Below are 19,227 nucleotides of genomic sequence, written 5' to 3'. Positions count from 1 at the left end.
GATAGAAGAGGAAAGAAAAACGATTGGACACGGTTGGCTTGTTGCAGGGACTTATGTATTGGAATGACTGGTTCAATGGCTTGATTTACATCACTAATCCCAAACTATTCAGCTTGCAAAACGCCCTTTCTTCCAAAAGTATTTCGTGAAAGGTTTGGCTATCGACTCGGTGAAAGGTTGATTTAAAAAACATGTAGAGGAGTTGAATCGTATGATTGGTACTTGGAGTTTTCTGCATCAAACGCCACAATCCACTATTAAAATGCAGTTTGTCATTGGAAAGAAAGAAACTTATGTATTATCGGTCGTCCTGGAACCGTTTCCGTTCCCGATCGATATCACTGAGTTGACTGTAGAAGGCAACACGCTGCAGGCCAAGGGGACATCATCATTTGTGCCAAATGAAACGCTTGAATTTGAACTGACTTTTAAAGATGAAGAGTTCCAGGGCAGGATCAAGCTTCCCTTCCAGGAAGCATTCTTTGTAAAAGGTGCGAAAGGACCTGGCCCATCGCTCGCAGATACGCTCATTTCCGAAGTAGCTCCTTACCGGAAGCATGATGTAAAGCAACGCGACGATAAAGAGATTCAGCTAGCCGTCGAAGCTCTTCTCAGCAAGATGTCGATTACTGATAAGATCGGTCAAATGAGTCAGTGTATGTCTACAAACCTCTCGCTTGGATCAGAGATTACGTCTGACTCACCAGAGAAACTGGTTGCGGAAGGCCGGGCTGGTTCGGTTTTGTCGGCCGTAACCGGTCGCCGAGTGTTCGAACTCCAAAAAATAGCGGTAGAACAATCCCCGCACGGTATTCCGTTGCTATTTAATTTTGACGTTATACATGGGTTTCAGACGGTATTTCCCGTGCCGCTTGCTTGGTCCTGCAGTTGGGATTTGGAATCTATCAAGGAAGCTTGCGCGATTGCCGCAAAAGAGGCTACCGCCAGCGGTATCACATATAACCACGGCCCGATGGTCGATGTTACGAGGGACCCGCGTTGGGGCCGCGTCGTGGAAGGCGCAGGCGAAGATCCTTATCTGGGAAGTCTAATCGCCAAAGCCCAAGTAGAAGGCTACCAGGGTAACAGCTTACACGACCCTGATACACTCATTGCTTGTTTAAAGCATTTTATCGCATACGGAGCTGCCGAGGCAGGAAGAGATTACAATACGGTAGATATTTCGGAAGGCACCCTACGGAATGTTTACTTACCGCCCTTCAATGCGGGGATTCAAGTGGGCGCCGGGTCGGTGATGAATGGCTTTAATACTTACCAGGGGGTTCCAGTGGCAGGAAACCGCTACCTCCTTAACGATTTGCTGAGAGGGGAGCTGGGCTTTGACGGTATATTGATTTCCGACTACGGCTCCATTGACGAAATCGTCGCTCACGGGAACGCAAGAGACAGCAAAGAAGCAGCAAAAAAGGCTCTTGATGTAACGTTGGATATTGAAATGGTGACTCGTTCTTATGATCATTTGCATGAATTGATCGAACAGGGACTCGTTAAGGAGGAGCAATTGGACCAAGCGGTACGTCGGATTTTGACCTTTAAGTATAAGATCGGCATTATGGACGACCCGTTCCGTTATGTACGTCCGGAAATGGAAAAGGAATATCACTTCCATCCGAGTCATTTAGCGGCGAGTCGGAGTCTGGCGCAGAAATCCATCGTTTTGTTGAAAAATAACGGATTGCTCCCGATTACAAGCAAGGAACGGAAGATAGCTGTGATTGGTCCATTCGGTGACAGCAAGGACCTGCTGGGACCGTGGCAGTGGTCCCGATATGCGAATGAAACCGTTACGCTCCGGCAAGGGATTGAAGAACAGGGAGTACCGGCGGCAAATCTTTTGCTCGAAGAAGGATGCAAGGTTGAAGAGGCGATTGTAGGAGGACTGGAGCGGGCAGTTTCTGCGGCGGAACAAGCGGACATCGTCATTCTTGCCCTTGGTGAGAACAGTGAAATGTCTGGCGAGGCTGCATCCCGCATGGATATTACGCTGCCGAAGGTGCAGCGGGAGCTCGCCGAAGCTATTGTTCGTGTAGGCAAACCGACCGTACTGGTTCTAACAAATGGACGGCCTCTTGTGCTGGATTGGTTTGAGCATCATGTGGACGCCATCGTGGAGACATGGTTCCTGGGATCTCAAGCTGGGCATGCCATAGCAGATGTGCTCTTTGGCAATTATAATCCGTCCGGCAAACTGACGATGAGTTTCCCCGCTCATATCGGACAAGTACCGGTATACTACAATCACTTTAGCACCGGGAGACCTGTAACGGAAAGTAATAAGCATCTAAAGTTCTTTTCCAAGTATATCGATGGTTCCAATGACCCGCTGTATCCTTTCGGTTACGGGCTAAGCTTTACTACGTTCGAGTATTCGGAAATTCGGTTATCTCAATTGCGGATAAATGCTTCGGAGACAATTACCGCCAACGTGACGGTTAGCAATACAGGTACGGTACAGGGAGAGGAAATCGTGCAGTTGTACATTCAGGACCTTTATGGCAGTGTGGTCCGTCCGGTGAAAGAGCTTAAGGGGTTCAAAAAGGTGACATTAGCCGCAGGCGAAGCACAAGAAATCAGCTTCACCATCACCGAAGCGGATTTGGCTTTTTGGAATTTAGATCGAAAATATGAGGCCGAACCGGGGGAGTTCAAGGTTTATATCGGATCGAGTTCCCGCGATGTGAAAGAAGCGTCATTCGAACTTCTGCCTTAAACGACTTGCTGGTGCCGGAATGGTACTTCTCTACGATGCTGCTGGGTCCGATGCTGCTGCGGAAGGACCGGCGAAGGTGAAGGTGCTATACTTATGCGTAGAGCTTCCTTTAATGCGGACTGGACCGTTGGCCCGCGAACGACTTACTTTGCTGAGCTGGACCCAGGCAAAAAGCTTCCCAAGTCAGTTACGCTGGCACATGTTGCCATGTGGGAAAGGGAGAGATCGAAAGAGGGCAACAGTAATAATATGCGAAACAAGAGGATTAAAATTATCAATATCCTAACGGAGGTGAATGAAATGGAATTTTCTGAAAACTCAACATTGGGCGAATTACTTTCCAACAAAACAGCCGCTGAAGTTTTGGAGAAGCATTTGCCGGGAATCACTACAAATCCGATGGCAAGTATAGGAAAGAGCTTCACGTTGAAGCAGCTTAGGGCTTTTCCTCAGGCGAATATTCCTCCGGGTGGCCTCGATACAGCGCTGACGCAGTCCGTTCCTATGATGATGCAGGAATCCGGCTATACACCGGAAGAGCTCCCAAACATGCGGATCGGGCGCTTCGCAGAACCATCCGAGATCGCTGAGGTGGTCGTGTTCCTGGCGTCCGACAAGTCCAGTTACATGACAGGTTCGATCATCGCAATGGATGGCGGCTTGACGCTATAAGGACTAGATAGGATTGGGCAAGAGTGGTTGATTACAGGAGACAGTTCGCTTTGAAAACAAAGAATGGGTCTCCTTCCGTTTCGATACTACAATAAAATAGGGGGGAGTAGATATGATTACTGAGCAAATACGGATATGGGACGATGTCGATAATGTGAGATTGCAAACGTATATCCTGAACGATTCGCTGGAATTTCAAACCGGCCAGAAACGCCCGGCTGTCATTATCTGCCCCGGGGGGGCTTATCTTGGTACCTCTGACCGGGAAGCCGAGTCCGTCGCACTGCGCTTCGCGAAGCGCGGTTATCGCGCTTTCATTTTACGATATACGACTTACTACGAATCATTCCGCTCCGATCACGATAATCCTCCGGTTGGGAACGCACGGAGCTGATATCCGCAACCCTTGCTGGATCTGGCAAGGGCTTGTCCAAACGGTACGCCTGCATGCAGAACGATGGGACGTGGACACGGATAAAATCATCATCTGCGGATTCTAGGCGGGCGGGCATTTGGCAGACTGATCTCATTTGCATGTCGCTCGAAGTGCCGTCGGATCAGTATAAGTGAGGGAGATTGAGTAGCAATGAGTTTATCTGCGAAATAACGATCCATACCGGACATAAGCGTTTCCCCGTAAGCAGAAACTACGTTCAAAGGCCATAAGAATAGTTTACGGACCATGCTGCAAGGGTTGAGTCCGAGCTTCCTTCGCTTCCCTGGAGGTTGCTTTGTTGAGGGGTTTGCAATCGAGACTGCGTACAGATGGAAAAAGACGATCGGCGACCCGACCGAGCGGATTTCTCATTGGACGCTTTGGCATTACCGCACCACAAATGGACTTGGGTTCCATGAGTATTTGCAAATGGCTGAGGACATGGGGATCGAACTGATATTCGTCGTCGATTGCGGATTGACTTGCCAGGGAAGGCCTGGTGAGCTCGTGTCGATGGATGAACTCGATGAGTGGGTCTAGGACATGCTGGATGCTGTTGAATACGCGAAGGACCGGTAACGAGCAAGTGGGGCGCCATGCGGGCGGAGAACGGTCACCCGGAGCCGTTCGGACTAAAGTATATTGAAATCGGAAACGAAAATTTCTGTCCGGAGTATAATACGCGTTACAAAGTATTTTACGATGCGCTTAAATCAGCTTACCCGGATATCATTACGATTTGCAACACGCACTGGGAAGTGGGGACGGAGACCAAAGGGTTGTCTGTTGAAATCGTGGACGAACACTTTTACGCTGATGATGAGTTTTATCAGTTGTATCATGACATGTACGATCATTATGACCGCAGCGGCCCGAAAATTTACGTAGGCGAATATGCGATAACCGTGAACAATCAAAAAGGAGCATTGCGAGGGCGTTAAGCGAAGCGGCTTTCATGGTGGGATGGAGCGAAATCAGGATATAGTCGTAATGTCCTCATATGCACCCTTGTTTGCGAATACTCATCATACGGTATGGAAACCGAATTTAATCTATTTTGACGGGACGCGGACGTACGGGGCACCTTCCTACTATGTCCAGAAAATGTTCGGCCAGAATAGAGGCGACGTAGTGGTTGATTGTCAGGTAGAAACAGAGTGCTACTCGCCGGAAATTCATGGGGGGCTTGGAGTGAGTCTGAGTCAGCTCGGACAGGTCGAGGGCATCTCGGTCATTTCCGGGAAAGATACGTTACTGCAGTTAGAGGTGCTTACAAGCCATTCGCTTTCCTGCGAAGTTTTCGAAGATGCTCTTTGGATCGGCAACGCTTCTTGGCAAACTTATTAGGCGAAATTGAACGTAACGACGGGCGAAACCGGATTTAAACTGCGCTTTCTCGATCGATACACTGATGAGGTATTGATACTCCAAAAAAATTAAATAAAAACAAAAGACCCCCGTGATCATCGGGAGTCTGATGTCTGTCCGGACGGACATATGTACGAACCGAATGCTAAAGCGATTTGCCCCAGACGGGGTCTCAATTAGAGCTATAGCTTGTATTTCTATAATGCATCCTTTTATTTGGAATGTCCATAGATTGTTCAACAAATTAAGGCTGTAGACTTAAACCGCTGCTGGTCGCAGCTGCCTGCGAAATCTTTGCAATTTCCTATTGAATATTTGCTTCAGTCGTTTGCCATGTTGCATCTATATCAGTGGAATGATAGATGACGTTCATATCTGGGGAAGTCAGTGGATTATACGACGTCGGCATCGCGGAAGGAGATAGGAGACTAATGATGTTCGCATGAAGGGCAACGACAGCAGAATTTCTCAGTAAGATGTACGCTGAAGGAAAAGTGGTTATATAAGTGTGCAAATCAAAGCAGAGTTATGCCCACAAGCACTGAGCTATTAAGCACTGGCTACTAATGCCAAAGATGATAAGACACGTGCAAATCAATGGAAAGCCGATCTCTTAAAATGACCCGTTAGCTATAGAAAGAGCTTTCCAATAACAATCAGCTGTAGGGGAAATAGCAGATGTCCGTTGGAGGCTTTAACGATATAAGTTTTTGTGAAAACATTTAGTCAAAATACGGGTTTTGTGAATATGTCTGAAGAAAACCGCATAGCAGTGCGGCTTTATCGGTCCATGTTATTTGTCCGTTGAAGTAAACCTTATTGCATTAGTGAACTAAAAGTTACTGCATAAGCAAAAATTGAAGATAAAGTTATTGCATAAACTATTTCCCTCTATAACTTTATCTTCATTAAGATATCGTCAGTTAACAATTGAAGATAAAGTTATTGCATGATATTTTCATCCATTTTGTTAACTGCTAGCAAACGAAAAGTAAATGTTTGTGAATTTAGTCAGTTCAATACTGTACAGTGACACAAAGTTTATCCCCTATTTCACTCAATGACAGCTGGTACTAGGTCGCTATAGAGAAGCTTTGTATCATTACTCCTTGAACAGGGTAAACTTTGTGTCATTCTCCTCGAAAGGGACGCTGAAGCATATTTTTCAATCAGTTTCTCAATAGATCTTTGTGTTAAGCGTCTGCTTTTTCCTCTACGACCAATGGGAGCTGCAATAAATAAAAAGCTTTCGTTTTTTTCTGGGATATATCTTGATGTTCTAATCTGAAGATAATTTTCTAAGTCTAGTAACGCTTTCTTGCTGAAATATACATATTGTTCTTTATTACCTTTGCGTATAACACGCACTAAAGCTTTATTCATATCCAGATCCTCGATGTTAATGCCTGCTACCTCAGATAGTCTAAGTCCTGATCCTAAAATGAGAGAAACAATGGCTGTATCCCGTTCACGATTAAACTGATGGAAATTGAAAATACGTTTATTCTCTTTATTGATTTCTCCGAAATCATGGGCTACAAATAGCCTAAACGACTCAAAATCTTCTTCTCTGAGAATTTTCCCATCTATACGATTGGCAATGGTTTCTTGGCTTTCTTTAACTACATTTAAATCCATTTTGGCCATAACATTACGCTGGATATAGGGCTTTAGGTCACTTGGTTCAGCTTTGTTCTGTAAGTAATCAAATAAGGATTTTAGTGAGGACAATTTACGGTTAATGCATTGCTTGGCCGTCTTGGCCAGTTGCAATGGGCTTGTCAGGGATTTCAGCCTTTTTTGCTGGTTCCACCCTTCTCGATTTGCTCAATGTCTTTACTTCGCTTTTCCTTCCATGATTACATTTCCTCCTTGAGCTGGCCCACCGGCCTCGTTCCCCGAAGGGACAGAAGGAAGCAGAGGCCAAGCACGACTGCGGCAGAAACGTATGGATAATTGATGTTCACGTCAAACAGCGCTCCGGCTACGATCGGGCCTGCGATATTTCCAAGGCTGGTATATGCTGAGTTCAGGCCTGCCACAAAGCCCTGCTGCTCCTGGGCCAGCTTCGACATATTCGTGCTGACGGCTGGGCGCAAAATATCCATGCTTAGAAATACGATGAAAGTCACGACGAAAATGAGCCAATACGTGTGGACGAACAACGTCAACAAGATGAACAACGCAACAAAGAACAGGCATACTGAGATAACCTTCTTCTCACCAAAGCGGTTCAACAACCAGCCGATCAAGGAAACCTGCACAACCGCGCCCGCAATGGAGCCAAACGTAATGATAAATGCAATATCCCGGGTTGTAAAACCAAATTTGTGATCGACGAACAACGAGAACACGGTTTCATAATTAGCCAGTCCGAAGGCCATGACAAAAACGATGATCAGGCTGAAGAAATACGGCTCACGGTAGGAGCGGAGCAATTGGTTAACCAGCCCCGAGCCTTTCGCCCTCGCCGCGCCCGCTGCAGCGACAACGTCCTGCTGTCCGGTTAGGCGAGTAGACTCCGGCAAAATGATTAGCGTGATGATGGCTGCAAGTAATCCGGCAATACCCGCCGCATAAAATGGTACCCGGATGCCGTATTCGGCGATATATCCGCCGATTCCCGGTCCGATAATGAATCCGGTCGTAATGGCGGCATTAATAAGTCCCATGCCCTTGCCGCGTTCCTCTTCGGACGTAATGTCGGCCGTATACGCCATCACCGCTGGGAAGATCATCGCCGCGCCGATGCCCCCAAGCATTCGAGCCGCAAACAGCAGGACAGGTGCATTTACGGCGCCGAACATAAATTCAGATACGGCGAAAAATAGCATACCGATGACAATTATCTTTTTCCGTCCCCACGTATCGGACCATCGGCCCGCGATCGGCGAGATCAGGAACTGGGTGAACGAAAACGCCGCCACCAGCAGGCCTACCGTCGTGCCCGTAATGTGCAACAAATCCATGTAGGCCGGCATAATAGGCACTACCAAGCCGATGCCCGTAAATACTAGAAAAATATTAAACATCAACAGCAGCAATGCGCCCCTGTTACGTATTAGCAATGCCATGATTACTTCCTCCATGTTTCTTCAAAATACGTCTTGCCTCCCGGTAACCATCGGCCTGCAGGCTTGAGCTTACTTTCCCCCTCGAGAGATGCCGTACAGGAACACGTCAGCCGCTTGGCGATAGAGCGTAAGCGCCTCCTCAGGCTCCAGTTCGCGTGATAGCTGGCTCAGACCGATAATAGTGCTTTCCAGTATAATGGCGAGCCGATCCGCGTGATCCGCCTTGAATTCCCTGTTTTCGATTCCTTGCTGTACCAGTTGCCGGTTAAATTGGATGTGATGCTTCAGAATCTGGTCGATCCGTTCCTCAATATCGTTTTCCTTCTTCTCCCCCGTAAAAAACTCATCCGCCGCTTTCGTTAGCGGGTGATTCATATCGTCCAACACAAGCTGTTCCATCAGCCCGTATATTTTTTCGGTGCAGGTTTTGTACAAATACTCATTGGATGCCCAACTCTCTTCCCATTCCCGATTCCATTCATCAATCAGATAGAGGAAGAGCCCCTCTTTGCTTTTGAAATGATAATAGATGTTGCCCTTGCTGCTGCCCGTCGCCGCCACGATGTCCTCAATCGAGGTTGCCTTGTATCCCTTCTGGGCAAACAGCGCTTTGGAAGCCTCGGCAAGCCTGCGTTTGGTTTGCTCGGTTTGAAGCTGCTTTTTGTTCATTCCATCCACTTCGCTTTCATGAATACTGAACGTTCATTCTGTATTTTATCATTAGATGCCCAAAGAAGTAAACTAAAAAGTGCAATGTTATCCTTTATAACACTAAGATCTTGTTCAAGACATGAAATTATGTAATTTCATTTGATTCCAGAACCTATGAGAAACTTTAAGATTCAATGTTTTTCATAGGTTCTCAAAATATAAGATCCTATTAAAAATCTGTCTTAGGCGGGTCGAAAAATAGAGCTGATTTAAATAGTTCTTCGAATCACGCTTTTAGTTGCAGCCGCCTCAAAAATCGTCTCAATCAGCACCAGCACACGATGCACTTCTTCACTCTTGATCGCAAGCTCCGCTTTTCCTTCAATGGTGGAAACAACATTTTCGTAAAAGCTTTCCGCTGCAGCTGGTATTTTCTCAATCGGGAACTTAAGGGTGGATTCCTCAGACGGCGGCGCCATCGTTTTTGTCAATCCTTGACCTGCTTGAATTGGTTTTGGTTCCACATGAGCAACATCCGGATTCCGGGTAACGATCTCTCCGCTCAAGTCCCAATCCCTGATCACTGCGGTTCCTTCGGTTCCTTTTATATACCAACGCGGCAGCTTTACGTAATTGGTTGTACCCACTTCAATAACTGCTGTCAGGCCGTCCTTGAACTCAATAAAGCTGGTAAAGCCGTCATCCACTTCAGTTCCCAAAATATAGCTGAGGGTAGCAGTTACGCTTTCGATTTGGCTGTCCGTAATCTGAAGCAGCTGGTCCAACAGATGGACTCCCCAATCCAGCAGCATTCCTCCACCGTACGCCTTCAGTTGTCGCCAGTCACCTGGAATGCCGTTAGCCCCCTGAACCCGCGATTCCAACTGGAAAAGCTCGCCCACGGTCTTCTTGCCAATCATATCTTTGATAATCCGAAAGTCTTCATCCCATCGACGGTTCTGATGTACCGTAAACACGCGATTTTCTTTCTTCGCTACCTCGACAATATCCAAGAAATCCGCGCTCGTTATCGTAACCGGCTTTTCGCAAATGACATGTTTTCCAGCTTGCAGTGCCTGAATCGCGATTTCTTTATGAACATCATTAGGCGTTGCTATCAAAACAATATCGATGGCCTGATCGGCCAGAACGGCATCCAGACTGGCGTAGGTTTTATAGCCAGCAGCTGCAGCGAGTTCCATCCGGTAATCAACAATATCATATACACCGCCAATGGCAAGCTGCTGAATAGGTTCGATCAATTGAACATGGTAGCTTCCCATGCCTCCATAACCGATAATGACTACATTATATATCCGATTATCCATTTTCATTTTCCTTTCACTCCTGATTTAAGCGCACCACATTAAAAGCGGTTGCTCACGGATCAAAATCGATTGCAGATGGGTTACTGCACGATAAAATTTTAGTTGGATAGCTCTATCATACATTTCTCATGAAAAACTTTCTTCCTCATATCTTGCCGTTTTATTCCCGAATATTGCCCTGCGGTATTTCAATGGTGATGTTCCTGTCGCTTCCTTAAAGAAATGATGAAACGTCTTCACGCTCCTGAAACCTGCAGCCTCTGCGACCTCAGTGATTGGATTGTCTTCATTCAGCAAAATCCATTTGGCCTTATTCAGTCTGTATTCATGCAAATAGGCTACAAAGGTCATCCCCGTATTCTTCTTAAACAGTCTGGCGAAATAATAGGGACTGAAACCCATATATTCAGCTACATTCTTCAGCGAAATGGTTTCATGATAATGGCATTCCACATATTCAAAAATACGTTCCAGTTTACAAAGCATGTCCTTGGATTGTATTAAGGTACTTTCAGAGATTTCGCGAAGTCTAGGCTTCGTACTTCTCGGCACTTCCCGCAAAATGAGAGTCAATATCTCAAACAGTTTGGCTTTGATCATATAGGAACAACCTTCTTTGCAATTGGCGTTCTCATCATAAATGCTTTGAATCAGCGTGAGCATTTTAGCTGCTGTTTCTTCTGGCCAGTTCCAGCTTGATTGCTCCATCTCCGTAAATATATCTCTTAGAGGACGCTTCTGATCGCTTAATGTGGATATCTCTTGAAAAAAGCTCAAATCAAATTGAATAACCACCCGTTCGCTGTCGGGAGAAGCCAAGAAATAATGAACATCACCACCATTTATAAATTGAATTTCACCTTGTTTCATGCGTATCGAGTTATCGTTAATTCCCAGATCCAAGGTTCCCTGAGTAACATAGATAATTTCAATTTCTTTATGCCAATGGGGATAGCAAAGTACGTCGCCTTTATTAATAAAACTCCGGAAAGGAAAATGTCTATCAAGCTCCGGGATCTCTAAATACAAATTCATTTTGGTAAACTCCTTTTGCTGTAAATTTCAAAAAAACGCACACATAACTATGCATAATCATGTTGCCTTTTCGTACAGATGGAATATCGCAACGTTTACCTTATTAAGGTACCACTTTAGTAAACGAAAAAACAAAGATAGCATCGTTCCCAAAATCGTCTGATAAGAGTGCGTAACGATTTATTGACTGTTTCAATTTATTGCATCATAGGCCGCTTTTTGCTATGAAACACGGATCATGCGAATAGCATACGGATTTAAATGTTCACCTTCCAAGGTCCATGATCACCTTGATGCCCTTTCGGTCCGCTTCTTTCATCAAGGTGCGAAATTCATGCAGACTCCCATACTGCGGGTCCACCTGATAGTAATCAGTTACATCATATTAATCTTAAAAATTCAACCGCCATCTTGAAAGTGCCAATGGGATGTGTTAAAATAAAGTCGATTTTTAGTAAAATTATTAACTAAAAAGGTGTGAGCTCTTTGGCAACAATTAAAGACATTGCCCGTGAAGCGAGTGTGTCTGCCGCAACAGTTTCAAGGGTTTTAAATAACGATCTGTCACTGGCCGTGAGCCCGGACACCAAAAACAGAATTTTTTCGATTGCTGAACAGCTCGGGTATAAGCCTTCCCGGCTGAGGCAATTAAAGCGGAACACGGAACGTGCCGGGAAGACGGTCTCCCTCCTGCTGTGGTGTTCCATTGAAGAGGAACGGGACGATCCGTATTATGCTTCGATCCGCCGTGGAATTGAACTGCGCTGTGAAGAGCTTGGCCTGACGTTGGGGCAGACTTTGCGAGGCCGCTCTTCCATCGTCAGCTTGCAGAAGACGGACGGTCTGATTGTCGTGGGCGGCGTCGATCCTGAAGAGGTGATCAAGCTGCATCCCAACAAGAACACCATTGTCCTTGTCGACCAGTACCATGAACAGTTGGAGTACGATTCCGTACGCCTCCATTTCCGGCAAGCTGTTGATCAGGCACTCGGACATTTACTGGAGCTTGGTCACAGACAAATCGGGTTTATCGGCGGTAAAAGCGACGGAGAGCGACGGGCGCATTATTTTGAACGGTTCATGCGGGAACGGGGATTGTACAATCCTGAATTCGTCCGTATAGGCGCTTGGACTACCGCGGATGGCTATCGGATGATGAACGAGCTACTTGTCGAACAGGAAAGACCGACGGCCTGCTTCGCTGCAAGCGACCCGCTCGCCATCGGTGCCCTCCGTGCCCTTCATAGAGATGGAGTCAAGGTACCTGAGGATATGGCCGTCGTCGGCTTCGACGACATTGAGATGGCTGCCTTCGTACAGCCTTCGCTAACTACTGTGCATGCCTATCCCGAACAGATGGGAAAGGCTGCCGTCCAACTGCTCGCTGAACGGTTTGAGGGACGTGAACCACCTGCGCACAGCGTGATCGGGACTAAGCTTGTCATACGGGAGAGCTCGTGCCAAAACAGCTAAAAACAGCATTTGAAAGTTTTAATGTCATTGATAAATATCCTTATGTGAACACAAATTATGAACCCCCAAGGAGTGAATACCATGAACATTCATGTAGACGAGACGCTTGGTTTGTTTCACCTGCAGTCCAAGGATTGCAGCTATATTATCCAGCTTGTAGAAGGATATCCCGCACATGTCTATTGGGGAGCTCGACTTCATCATGACCAAAGTCTAGCAAGTATACTGGAACTTAGGGAGCGCTGCTCTTTCTCTCCCACTCCCGTTCCTTCCAACCGTACGATTTCCCTGGACACGCTTCCCCAGGAATATCCCCAGTATGGAACAAGCGACTTTCGTCAGCCTGCTTACCAGGTTGCACTTGCGGACGGAACCCGAATTACGGAGCTGAAATATACTGGTTACCGCATTGTACCGGGTAAACCAAAGCTCGAAGGACTTCCTGCCGTCTATACCGAATCGGATGATGAAGCAGCAACCCTCTTTCTGATCCTTGAGGACAAAAACTCAGGTCTTAAGGCTACACTGCTCTATACTGTATTTGCGAATTACGGTGTTATTGCCCGGTCTACCCTGTTTGAGCATACTGGAAGCGCTATCATGAATATTGAGCAAGCCATGAGCGCCTCTGTCGATTTCGCCGATTCCAACTACCAAGCTCTCTACCTGTCGGGAGCCTGGGTGCGGGAAAGACATATCCAGCGTCGCGACCTCGGACCTGGTGCCATTCGGTTGGAGAGCCGTCGGGGCTCCAGTAGTCACCAAATGAATCCCTTTCTGGCACTGCTTCGTCCTGATGCGACTGAAGATCGCGGAGATGTGTACGGGTTCAGTCTGGTCTACAGCAGCAACTTCGTCGTCCAAGCGGAAGTAGAGCAGTTCGACCAGACCCGTGTAAGTATCGGAATCAATCCCTTTGACTTCTCCTGGCAACTTGAAGCGGGTGAGTCATTCCAGACCCCTGAAGCCGTACTGGTCTTTTCCGAAGAAGGTCTTGGGGGCATGTCTCGCACGTATCATCGACTCTATCGTACACGTCTGTGCCGGGGAGGTTATCGTGACAAAGAACGTCCGATTCTTGTGAACAATTGGGAAGCCACTTATTTCAACTTCGATGCTGATAAAATCGAGGCGATTGCTAAGGAAGCGGGACCCCTCGGTATTGAGCTCTTTGTTCTTGATGATGGCTGGTTTGGCAAACGCGATAATGACGACAATTCGCTTGGGGACTGGTTTGAGAACCGCCGCAAGCTGCCCGGCGGTCTTGCCGACTTAGCCAAACGGGTGAATGAACAAGGATTACAGTTTGGCTTGTGGGTAGAGCCGGAAATGGTATCTCCTGATAGTGAACTATACCGTGACCATCCTGACTGGTGCCTGCATGCTGAGGGGCGGCGGCGGACGGAAGGCCGATCCCAGTTGGTGCTTGATCTCTCTCGCAAAGAAGTATGCGATTACTTGTACGATACGCTTAGCTCCGTATTTTCAATCGCTCCGATTACTTATGTCAAGTGGGACATGAACCGTAATATGACGGAGATTGCTTCGGCTACAGCTCCTAGCGAACGGCAAAAGGAAACCGCACACCGTTATATGCTCGGACTTTACGATCTGCTGGAACGCCTGACCTCCCGGTTCCCGGACATCTTGTTCGAAAGCTGTTCCGGAGGTGGCGGACGGTTCGATCCAGGAATGCTCTACTATATGCCGCAAACATGGACCAGCGACGATACGGATGCGATTGAAAGATTGGCTATCCAGTACGGAACAAGCATCGTGTATCCGGCCAGCACCATGGGGGCACACGTATCAAGCGTGCCGAACCACCAGGTGGGACGAATTACCTCCCTCGCCATACGCGGCGACGTGGCAATGAGTGGAAACTTTGGTTACGAGCTTGACCTTACTGCATTTACAAAGAAAGAAAAGGAGCTTGCTGCCAAACAAATCGCCCAGTACAAGGAAATTCGTTCCCTTGTACAGCAAGGGGATATGTATCGGCTTCTTAGCCCATTTGAAGGCCGAGGTGATACGGCCTGGATGTTCGTTAGCGAGGACAAGTCGGAAGCGTTTGTCTCTTACTTCCGCGTACTGGCTGAACCGAATGGGCCAATCCGGCGATTAACACTAAAAGGACTTGACCCGAAGAAAAAGTATAAAATCGAAACCGGGGCGACGGACAACACTGCAGATCATGCAGTTAATACCTTGGTGGAAGACGGCGCCTCCCCCTTCCGCGTAGCGTTCGATGGCGAAATCTTTGGAGGTGACCGCCTAATGAGAATTGGGCTTGTGGTCTCGGATCTAACAGGGGATTTCGCCAGCTCTACCTTCCGCCTTAAGGCGATCCGCTGATCACGAATGCATTCAGTGACGATAAAAAATTAAAACAAGGCAGACAGTTTCTCCGGTCTGCCTTGTTAGATAATTATTCCAATATAAGACTAATAGTTCCAGATTCTTTACTTGGAACCATTTTTACAAAAGCATTTATTTTGTAATCGTAATTTGTTTGGATGCAGCGCTATAATTCACTTGGTAGCCCGAAAGCTCACTAATGGTTCTTAGTGGAACTAACGTGTAGCCCTTAACAATAATCGGGGCTGTGATGGGAGTTGAGGAATTCCGGGATATATTTAGCTCATATACTACCATCTTGGGATTCTTAATTTGAAGTATCACCTGTTTGCCTTCAGTAGGGCGATTCATAAGGATCCGCTTGGTCCCTCTTTCATAATTCACCTGGTACCCCACCCGTTCGCTGATAAAACGTAGCGGAACCATCGTCACCCCATTTATGATGTGCGGGGCCTGATCTATCGACATAGCGCGACCATCCACGTAAGCATATTTAGCTCCTGGTGTCAGGATGAATGAAGTTGCGTATGGGGCAACCGCATTGTTGGAGTACACGGACGCTGAGCCAGAGTTTGTTGTACCTGTACTTGTACTTGTTGTGGTTGATGAACTGCTGGTATTAAACACACGATTGCGAATAGCTTCCAGTCGATCCAGCAGATCACTTTTACGCGACCCGCTTGGCAGATCACTAATTGCGTCTCTGGCAGCACGCCAACTGGATGCACTCAGGTTATTCTCCGCAGTCCTCATCAAATCTCTTGCTTCCTCATAGTCTGATGAACTAGACGACGAAGACGAATAGGAAGTATCCGTACGTTCCGACAAACTCACACCTGAAGATTCCCCTCCATTGCTTTTTACTGCTACTACCTTAATCACGTACCAGCGTCCTGCACGCAAATTCGTAATATTGTAGGACTCAGAGGTTGTAGCCCCCCGATAGTCATTATCAACATATATTTTCACCCTCTGCGCTTCACTCGGAATATCGTAGGTGATTTTTATCCAGGTTTCATCCTTGCTGTCTACCTCAAGATTGGTTACTTCCGACGTACTGGAGCTCGAATTAGTCGTCGCACTCAGCTTCACGCCAGAGGACAACACACCTGTGCTCCGCTTGGACCTAATGGTAATTCCATACGACCGAGCTGCCGTCAGGTTCGTGAACGTATATGTCGTTCCTGATGAATCTGTTATCAGTTGCCCGTCCAGATATAGACTAACTGTACTAATCCCGCTGGGTCTCGTCCAGGAAATGGATATACTCTGATTACCAACGGACGTCACTGTCGCTCCAGTCACATCTGGCACGGACGAAGTATCGACGGAGACTGTTGGGGTTGTAACCGGAATACTAACCCCCCCAGATACGTTTCCAGATTTATCCACTGTTTTGACCGTTACGGTATAGTTAGTGGAAGCGATCAAGCCACTAAACGTGTAGGACGTACCTAAGGTTCGCTGCACTTCCCTATCATTTAGATAAATAATCGCTTGGCTCAGGTCAGCATCCTTGGGCAAAATGTAATTCACAGTAAAAGCGTTGTAACCCACATTTGTCGCTGTCAGCCCGCTCACCTCTCCTGGAGGTGTCTTATCTACAGGAACAACAGAAGCCGTTTTGGCCTGTATTGTAATCCCCTGAGATTCATTTCCGCTCTTATCCACCGTCTGCACGCGAAAATTATATGCTGTATCAGGCTGTAAACCGCTCATCATATAAGAATTACTTTTGATGTTATCTACATATACATCCTTGCTGACGCTAACCTTTACATGGTCAAAATTAGTGTCCGTCGGATTTGTCCACGACAAATTCATCTTTGTTGTATCTGCCGGAACCGCTGTCAAATGGCTTACTTCTCCAGATGCAATACTCAACGCAGTTGTTTGGTTCGCCAGCGTTTTTATAATTCTGTTAATATAGGTTCTTTGACCATCTACCTCTGTAAGCGTAGTCACGCCTGTACCCGAACCAACCTTCGCATAGCGCCCTTGACCTGCTAATACATTTGCATGTGACTGCTCTATACCTGGATTTTTCAAATTCCAGCTATGCTCTTTGGCAGGCAACGCACTCGCCGCTACATCCGTTCCCCCCAAGATGCCATATCCCGTATTCAAAATCAGAGTAACCGTTGCGAACGGAGCCATCCATTGGCGCAATCCCTTCTTTTTCATGATCTGTGCACTCCTTGATAACAATATGTATTTGTCAAACCAGTTGGTAAGATTACAAAATCCTCCTATTGTAATCCAGCCTTGTCAGCCTAGCATAAGCAATAGACGTTCATTTAAATGTTATCGGAATATTTAAAGGAAATGTTTAGGTTAATAGTACAAGCTATTGCCCCAAGCCAAGAACTGGACTTGTATACATAAAAAAAGCCGCGCTGAGCGCGGATACTAAAAGATAATTTATGCCTGGTCCAACCTGGTCTAATTAGGTTTTCTCTCCCATCGGAACAATGTACAGTGTTCCATCCTCGCTATACTCCGCATAGGCGATCTCGTCGATATCATCATATCCTTGCTCCCGGATCTTTGCTTTAATCTGCTCCATATCGATTTTCTTGCCCCTCATGGATTCGTTCAGCAGCTTTCCTTTATCGATGACCGTAACGGAAAAGAAATCAGGCTGCACACCTATCCCCATATCCTGAGCGGTTGGCGGCTCGTATTCGGGTTTGCGCATGACTGATAGTGAGCCGTTCGTTTCCAACGTGGCGTACCTGACCTCACGAAGAGAAAAAATATTTTGCTGCCGAAGCATGGAAAGTAACTGTGTATACTCCATATCGTATTTTTCTAGCATTTCTTGATTAACCTTGCCTTTATCGATGAGCAGCACAGTCCGGCCCTCCGCCATATATCCAAATCTTACAAAATGGGTCGTTGCCTTTTCAAAAAAGTAGGACAGCGTGCACCACAGTGCCAAAGCAAACAAAAGCTGCCCAATGCTCACCTTATCGTCGTATAGTGTATTCCCCACAATTTCGCTTAAAACTAATGATGTTAAAAAATCGAGCGGTGTTAACTGACTGAGGGTTTTCCGCCCTGTAATAAAAGCAATAATCCACAAACCAAAAAAGCTGATGATCAATTTGACACCAATCGTGACGAATACCTCCATACATACAACCTCCCGGCAAGAAGTTATTTCTTCTTACGGGTTATTACACCTGTCCATTTCTACATAAACAGTGGTTCATTTCACCTTCTATACTCTTGTGTTCAGAATATCCGATCTAATGCGCGCACCCTACCGTACTGGCGCACATCGTCCGGCGTTACCGCGAACAGCATATTAAGTAGCTCGATCTGAAAGCTTCCTGGTCCTTCCCCACCTTTTCGTTCTGCTGCCATTTCAGCAGCAACGCCATATACGGCAAGTGCTGCCATGCCAGCAGTAAGTCTGTCGTTTTCGACAGCAGCGAAAGCGCCCAGCACCGAAGTTAATAGGCAACCAGCTCCCGTAACTTTGGTAAGCATGCTATGGCCGTTCTCAATGATCCACCCTATACGGCCGTCGGTAATGACGTCTTCTTTGCCAGTGATTGCAACAATCGTATTCAGTTGATGGGCTGCTTTGACTGCAAGTTGTGAAATATTCAAATTGCCTGTTTCTCCAGCATCGACACCTTTAATTTGTATGTCTTCGCCAATGATTTGTGCAATTTCAGCAGCGTTACCGCGAACAATATCCACCTTGACCCGATCCAGAATCCGGAGAGCGGAGGCTGTGCGGAATGGGGTCGCTCCCGCACCCACGGGATCTAACAGCACAGGTACCCCATGTTCATTAGCCGATAAACCAGCCACTATCATGGACTCTACAAGTTCTTCATTTAACGTACCAATGTTAAGTACAAGCGCCCCTGCAATTCGGGCCATATCTGCGACTTCCTCTTTGGCGTATGCCATAACTGGTGAAGCGCCGAGCGCGAGCAGTCCGTTTGCCGTAAAATTGGTGACGACCACATTGGTTATATTGTGAACGAGCGGATTCATATCCCGCATATTTTGTAGCAATAAAGCCATTTGATCTAACATAAAAAACCAACCCTCTTTCTTCAGGAACCTGTGAAAGACTGTTGG

The 19,227-nt window shown here is 46.8% G+C and carries 15 protein-coding genes and 3 pseudogenes; 9 read left to right on the top strand and 9 right to left on the bottom strand.

Annotation, left to right across the window (positions count from 1 at the left end; all coding sequences use genetic code 11):
• Nucleotides 1–29: 29 nt before the first annotated feature.
• From L696_RS32590 to L696_RS0101765, 7 genes and pseudogenes are all read left to right on the top strand, one after another.
• Nucleotides 30–131: pseudogene (locus tag L696_RS32590) on the top strand (carbohydrate ABC transporter permease); the annotation flags it as partial.
• An 80-nt stretch (nucleotides 132–211) separates the two neighbouring features.
• Entirely contained in the window at nucleotides 212–2,731 is a 2,520-nt protein-coding gene (gene bglX, locus L696_RS0101790) for a beta-glucosidase BglX (RefSeq protein ID WP_025682123.1), read from the top strand.
• Between the two features lie 93 nt (nucleotides 2,732–2,824).
• Nucleotides 2,825–3,403, top strand: a complete 579-nt coding sequence (locus L696_RS30145) for an SDR family oxidoreductase (RefSeq protein ID WP_025682122.1) — start codon at nucleotides 2,825–2,827, stop codon at nucleotides 3,401–3,403.
• 248 nt (nucleotides 3,404–3,651) lie between these two features.
• The gene (locus tag L696_RS31355) at nucleotides 3,652–3,903 is read left to right on the top strand and encodes a hypothetical protein (RefSeq protein ID WP_209440923.1); all 252 of its coding nucleotides are present in this window, start codon (nucleotides 3,652–3,654) and stop codon (nucleotides 3,901–3,903) included.
• Between the two features lie 182 nt (nucleotides 3,904–4,085).
• Complete coding sequence (locus L696_RS32585; RefSeq protein WP_025682120.1) at nucleotides 4,086–4,379, top strand: hypothetical protein; 294 nt, start codon at nucleotides 4,086–4,088, stop codon at nucleotides 4,377–4,379.
• 20 nt (nucleotides 4,380–4,399) lie between these two features.
• Complete coding sequence (locus L696_RS0101770; RefSeq protein ID WP_425339296.1) at nucleotides 4,400–4,780, top strand: hypothetical protein; 381 nt, start codon at nucleotides 4,400–4,402, stop codon at nucleotides 4,778–4,780.
• Between the two features lie 22 nt (nucleotides 4,781–4,802).
• Nucleotides 4,803–5,186, top strand: coding sequence for an alpha-L-arabinofuranosidase C-terminal domain-containing protein (locus L696_RS0101765; RefSeq protein WP_081750668.1), 384 nt, complete (start codon nucleotides 4,803–4,805; stop codon nucleotides 5,184–5,186).
• 1,170 nt (nucleotides 5,187–6,356) lie between these two features.
• Here the strand turns inward: L696_RS0101765 and L696_RS0101760 are convergent.
• The 6 genes and pseudogenes from L696_RS0101760 to L696_RS29100 form a co-directional block, all read right to left on the bottom strand.
• A pseudogene (locus L696_RS0101760) lies at nucleotides 6,357–6,959 on the bottom strand (tyrosine-type recombinase/integrase); the annotation flags it as partial.
• 107 nt (nucleotides 6,960–7,066) lie between these two features.
• Nucleotides 7,067–8,281 (bottom strand): MFS transporter, encoded by a 1,215-nt coding sequence (locus tag L696_RS0101755; protein ID WP_025682116.1) that lies wholly within the window; start codon nucleotides 8,279–8,281, stop codon nucleotides 7,067–7,069.
• A 69-nt stretch (nucleotides 8,282–8,350) separates the two neighbouring features.
• Nucleotides 8,351–8,950 carry a TetR/AcrR family transcriptional regulator gene (locus L696_RS0101750; RefSeq protein ID WP_025682115.1) on the bottom strand — a complete coding sequence of 200 codons (600 nt, stop codon included), beginning with the start codon at nucleotides 8,948–8,950 and terminating at the stop codon, nucleotides 8,351–8,353.
• 251 nt (nucleotides 8,951–9,201) lie between these two features.
• Entirely contained in the window at nucleotides 9,202–10,266 is a 1,065-nt protein-coding gene (locus L696_RS0101745) for a Gfo/Idh/MocA family protein (protein WP_025682114.1), read from the bottom strand.
• Between the two features lie 120 nt (nucleotides 10,267–10,386).
• Nucleotides 10,387–11,295 (bottom strand): AraC family transcriptional regulator, encoded by a 909-nt coding sequence (locus L696_RS0101740; RefSeq protein ID WP_025682113.1) that lies wholly within the window; start codon nucleotides 11,293–11,295, stop codon nucleotides 10,387–10,389.
• Between the two features lie 274 nt (nucleotides 11,296–11,569).
• Nucleotides 11,570–11,680 (bottom strand): annotated as a pseudogene (locus L696_RS29100) (alpha-amylase family glycosyl hydrolase); the annotation flags it as partial.
• Between the two features lie 101 nt (nucleotides 11,681–11,781).
• Between L696_RS29100 and L696_RS0101735 the strand changes: the two are divergent.
• A complete protein-coding gene (locus L696_RS0101735) occupies nucleotides 11,782–12,768 on the top strand; it encodes a LacI family DNA-binding transcriptional regulator (protein WP_025682112.1) in 987 nt (328 codons plus the stop codon).
• Nucleotides 12,769–12,849: 81 nt separating this feature from the next.
• Nucleotides 12,850–15,123 (top strand): alpha-galactosidase, encoded by a 2,274-nt coding sequence (locus L696_RS0101730; protein ID WP_025682111.1) that lies wholly within the window; start codon nucleotides 12,850–12,852, stop codon nucleotides 15,121–15,123.
• A gap of 135 nt (nucleotides 15,124–15,258) precedes the next feature.
• Here L696_RS0101730 and L696_RS0101725 read toward each other — a convergent pair whose 3' ends face one another.
• The 3 genes from L696_RS0101725 to thiM form a co-directional block, all read right to left on the bottom strand.
• A complete protein-coding gene (locus L696_RS0101725; RefSeq protein ID WP_025682110.1) occupies nucleotides 15,259–17,310 on the bottom strand; it encodes a fibronectin type III domain-containing protein in 2,052 nt (683 codons plus the stop codon).
• A gap of 262 nt (nucleotides 17,311–17,572) precedes the next feature.
• Complete coding sequence (locus tag L696_RS0101720) at nucleotides 17,573–18,262, bottom strand: YetF domain-containing protein (protein WP_025682109.1); 690 nt, start codon at nucleotides 18,260–18,262, stop codon at nucleotides 17,573–17,575.
• A 101-nt stretch (nucleotides 18,263–18,363) separates the two neighbouring features.
• The gene (gene thiM, locus L696_RS0101715; RefSeq protein ID WP_025682108.1) at nucleotides 18,364–19,182 is read right to left on the bottom strand and encodes a hydroxyethylthiazole kinase; all 819 of its coding nucleotides are present in this window, start codon (nucleotides 19,180–19,182) and stop codon (nucleotides 18,364–18,366) included.
• Nucleotides 19,183–19,227: the final 45 nt, after the last annotated feature.

Origin of the sequence: Paenibacillus maysiensis (assembly GCF_000520815.1) — a bacterium.
In the GTDB taxonomy this organism is placed as follows: domain Bacteria; phylum Bacillota; class Bacilli; order Paenibacillales; family Paenibacillaceae; genus Paenibacillus; species Paenibacillus maysiensis.
The sequence above is the reverse complement of the archived record's forward strand: the minus strand, read 5'-3'. Positions and strand labels throughout refer to the sequence as shown.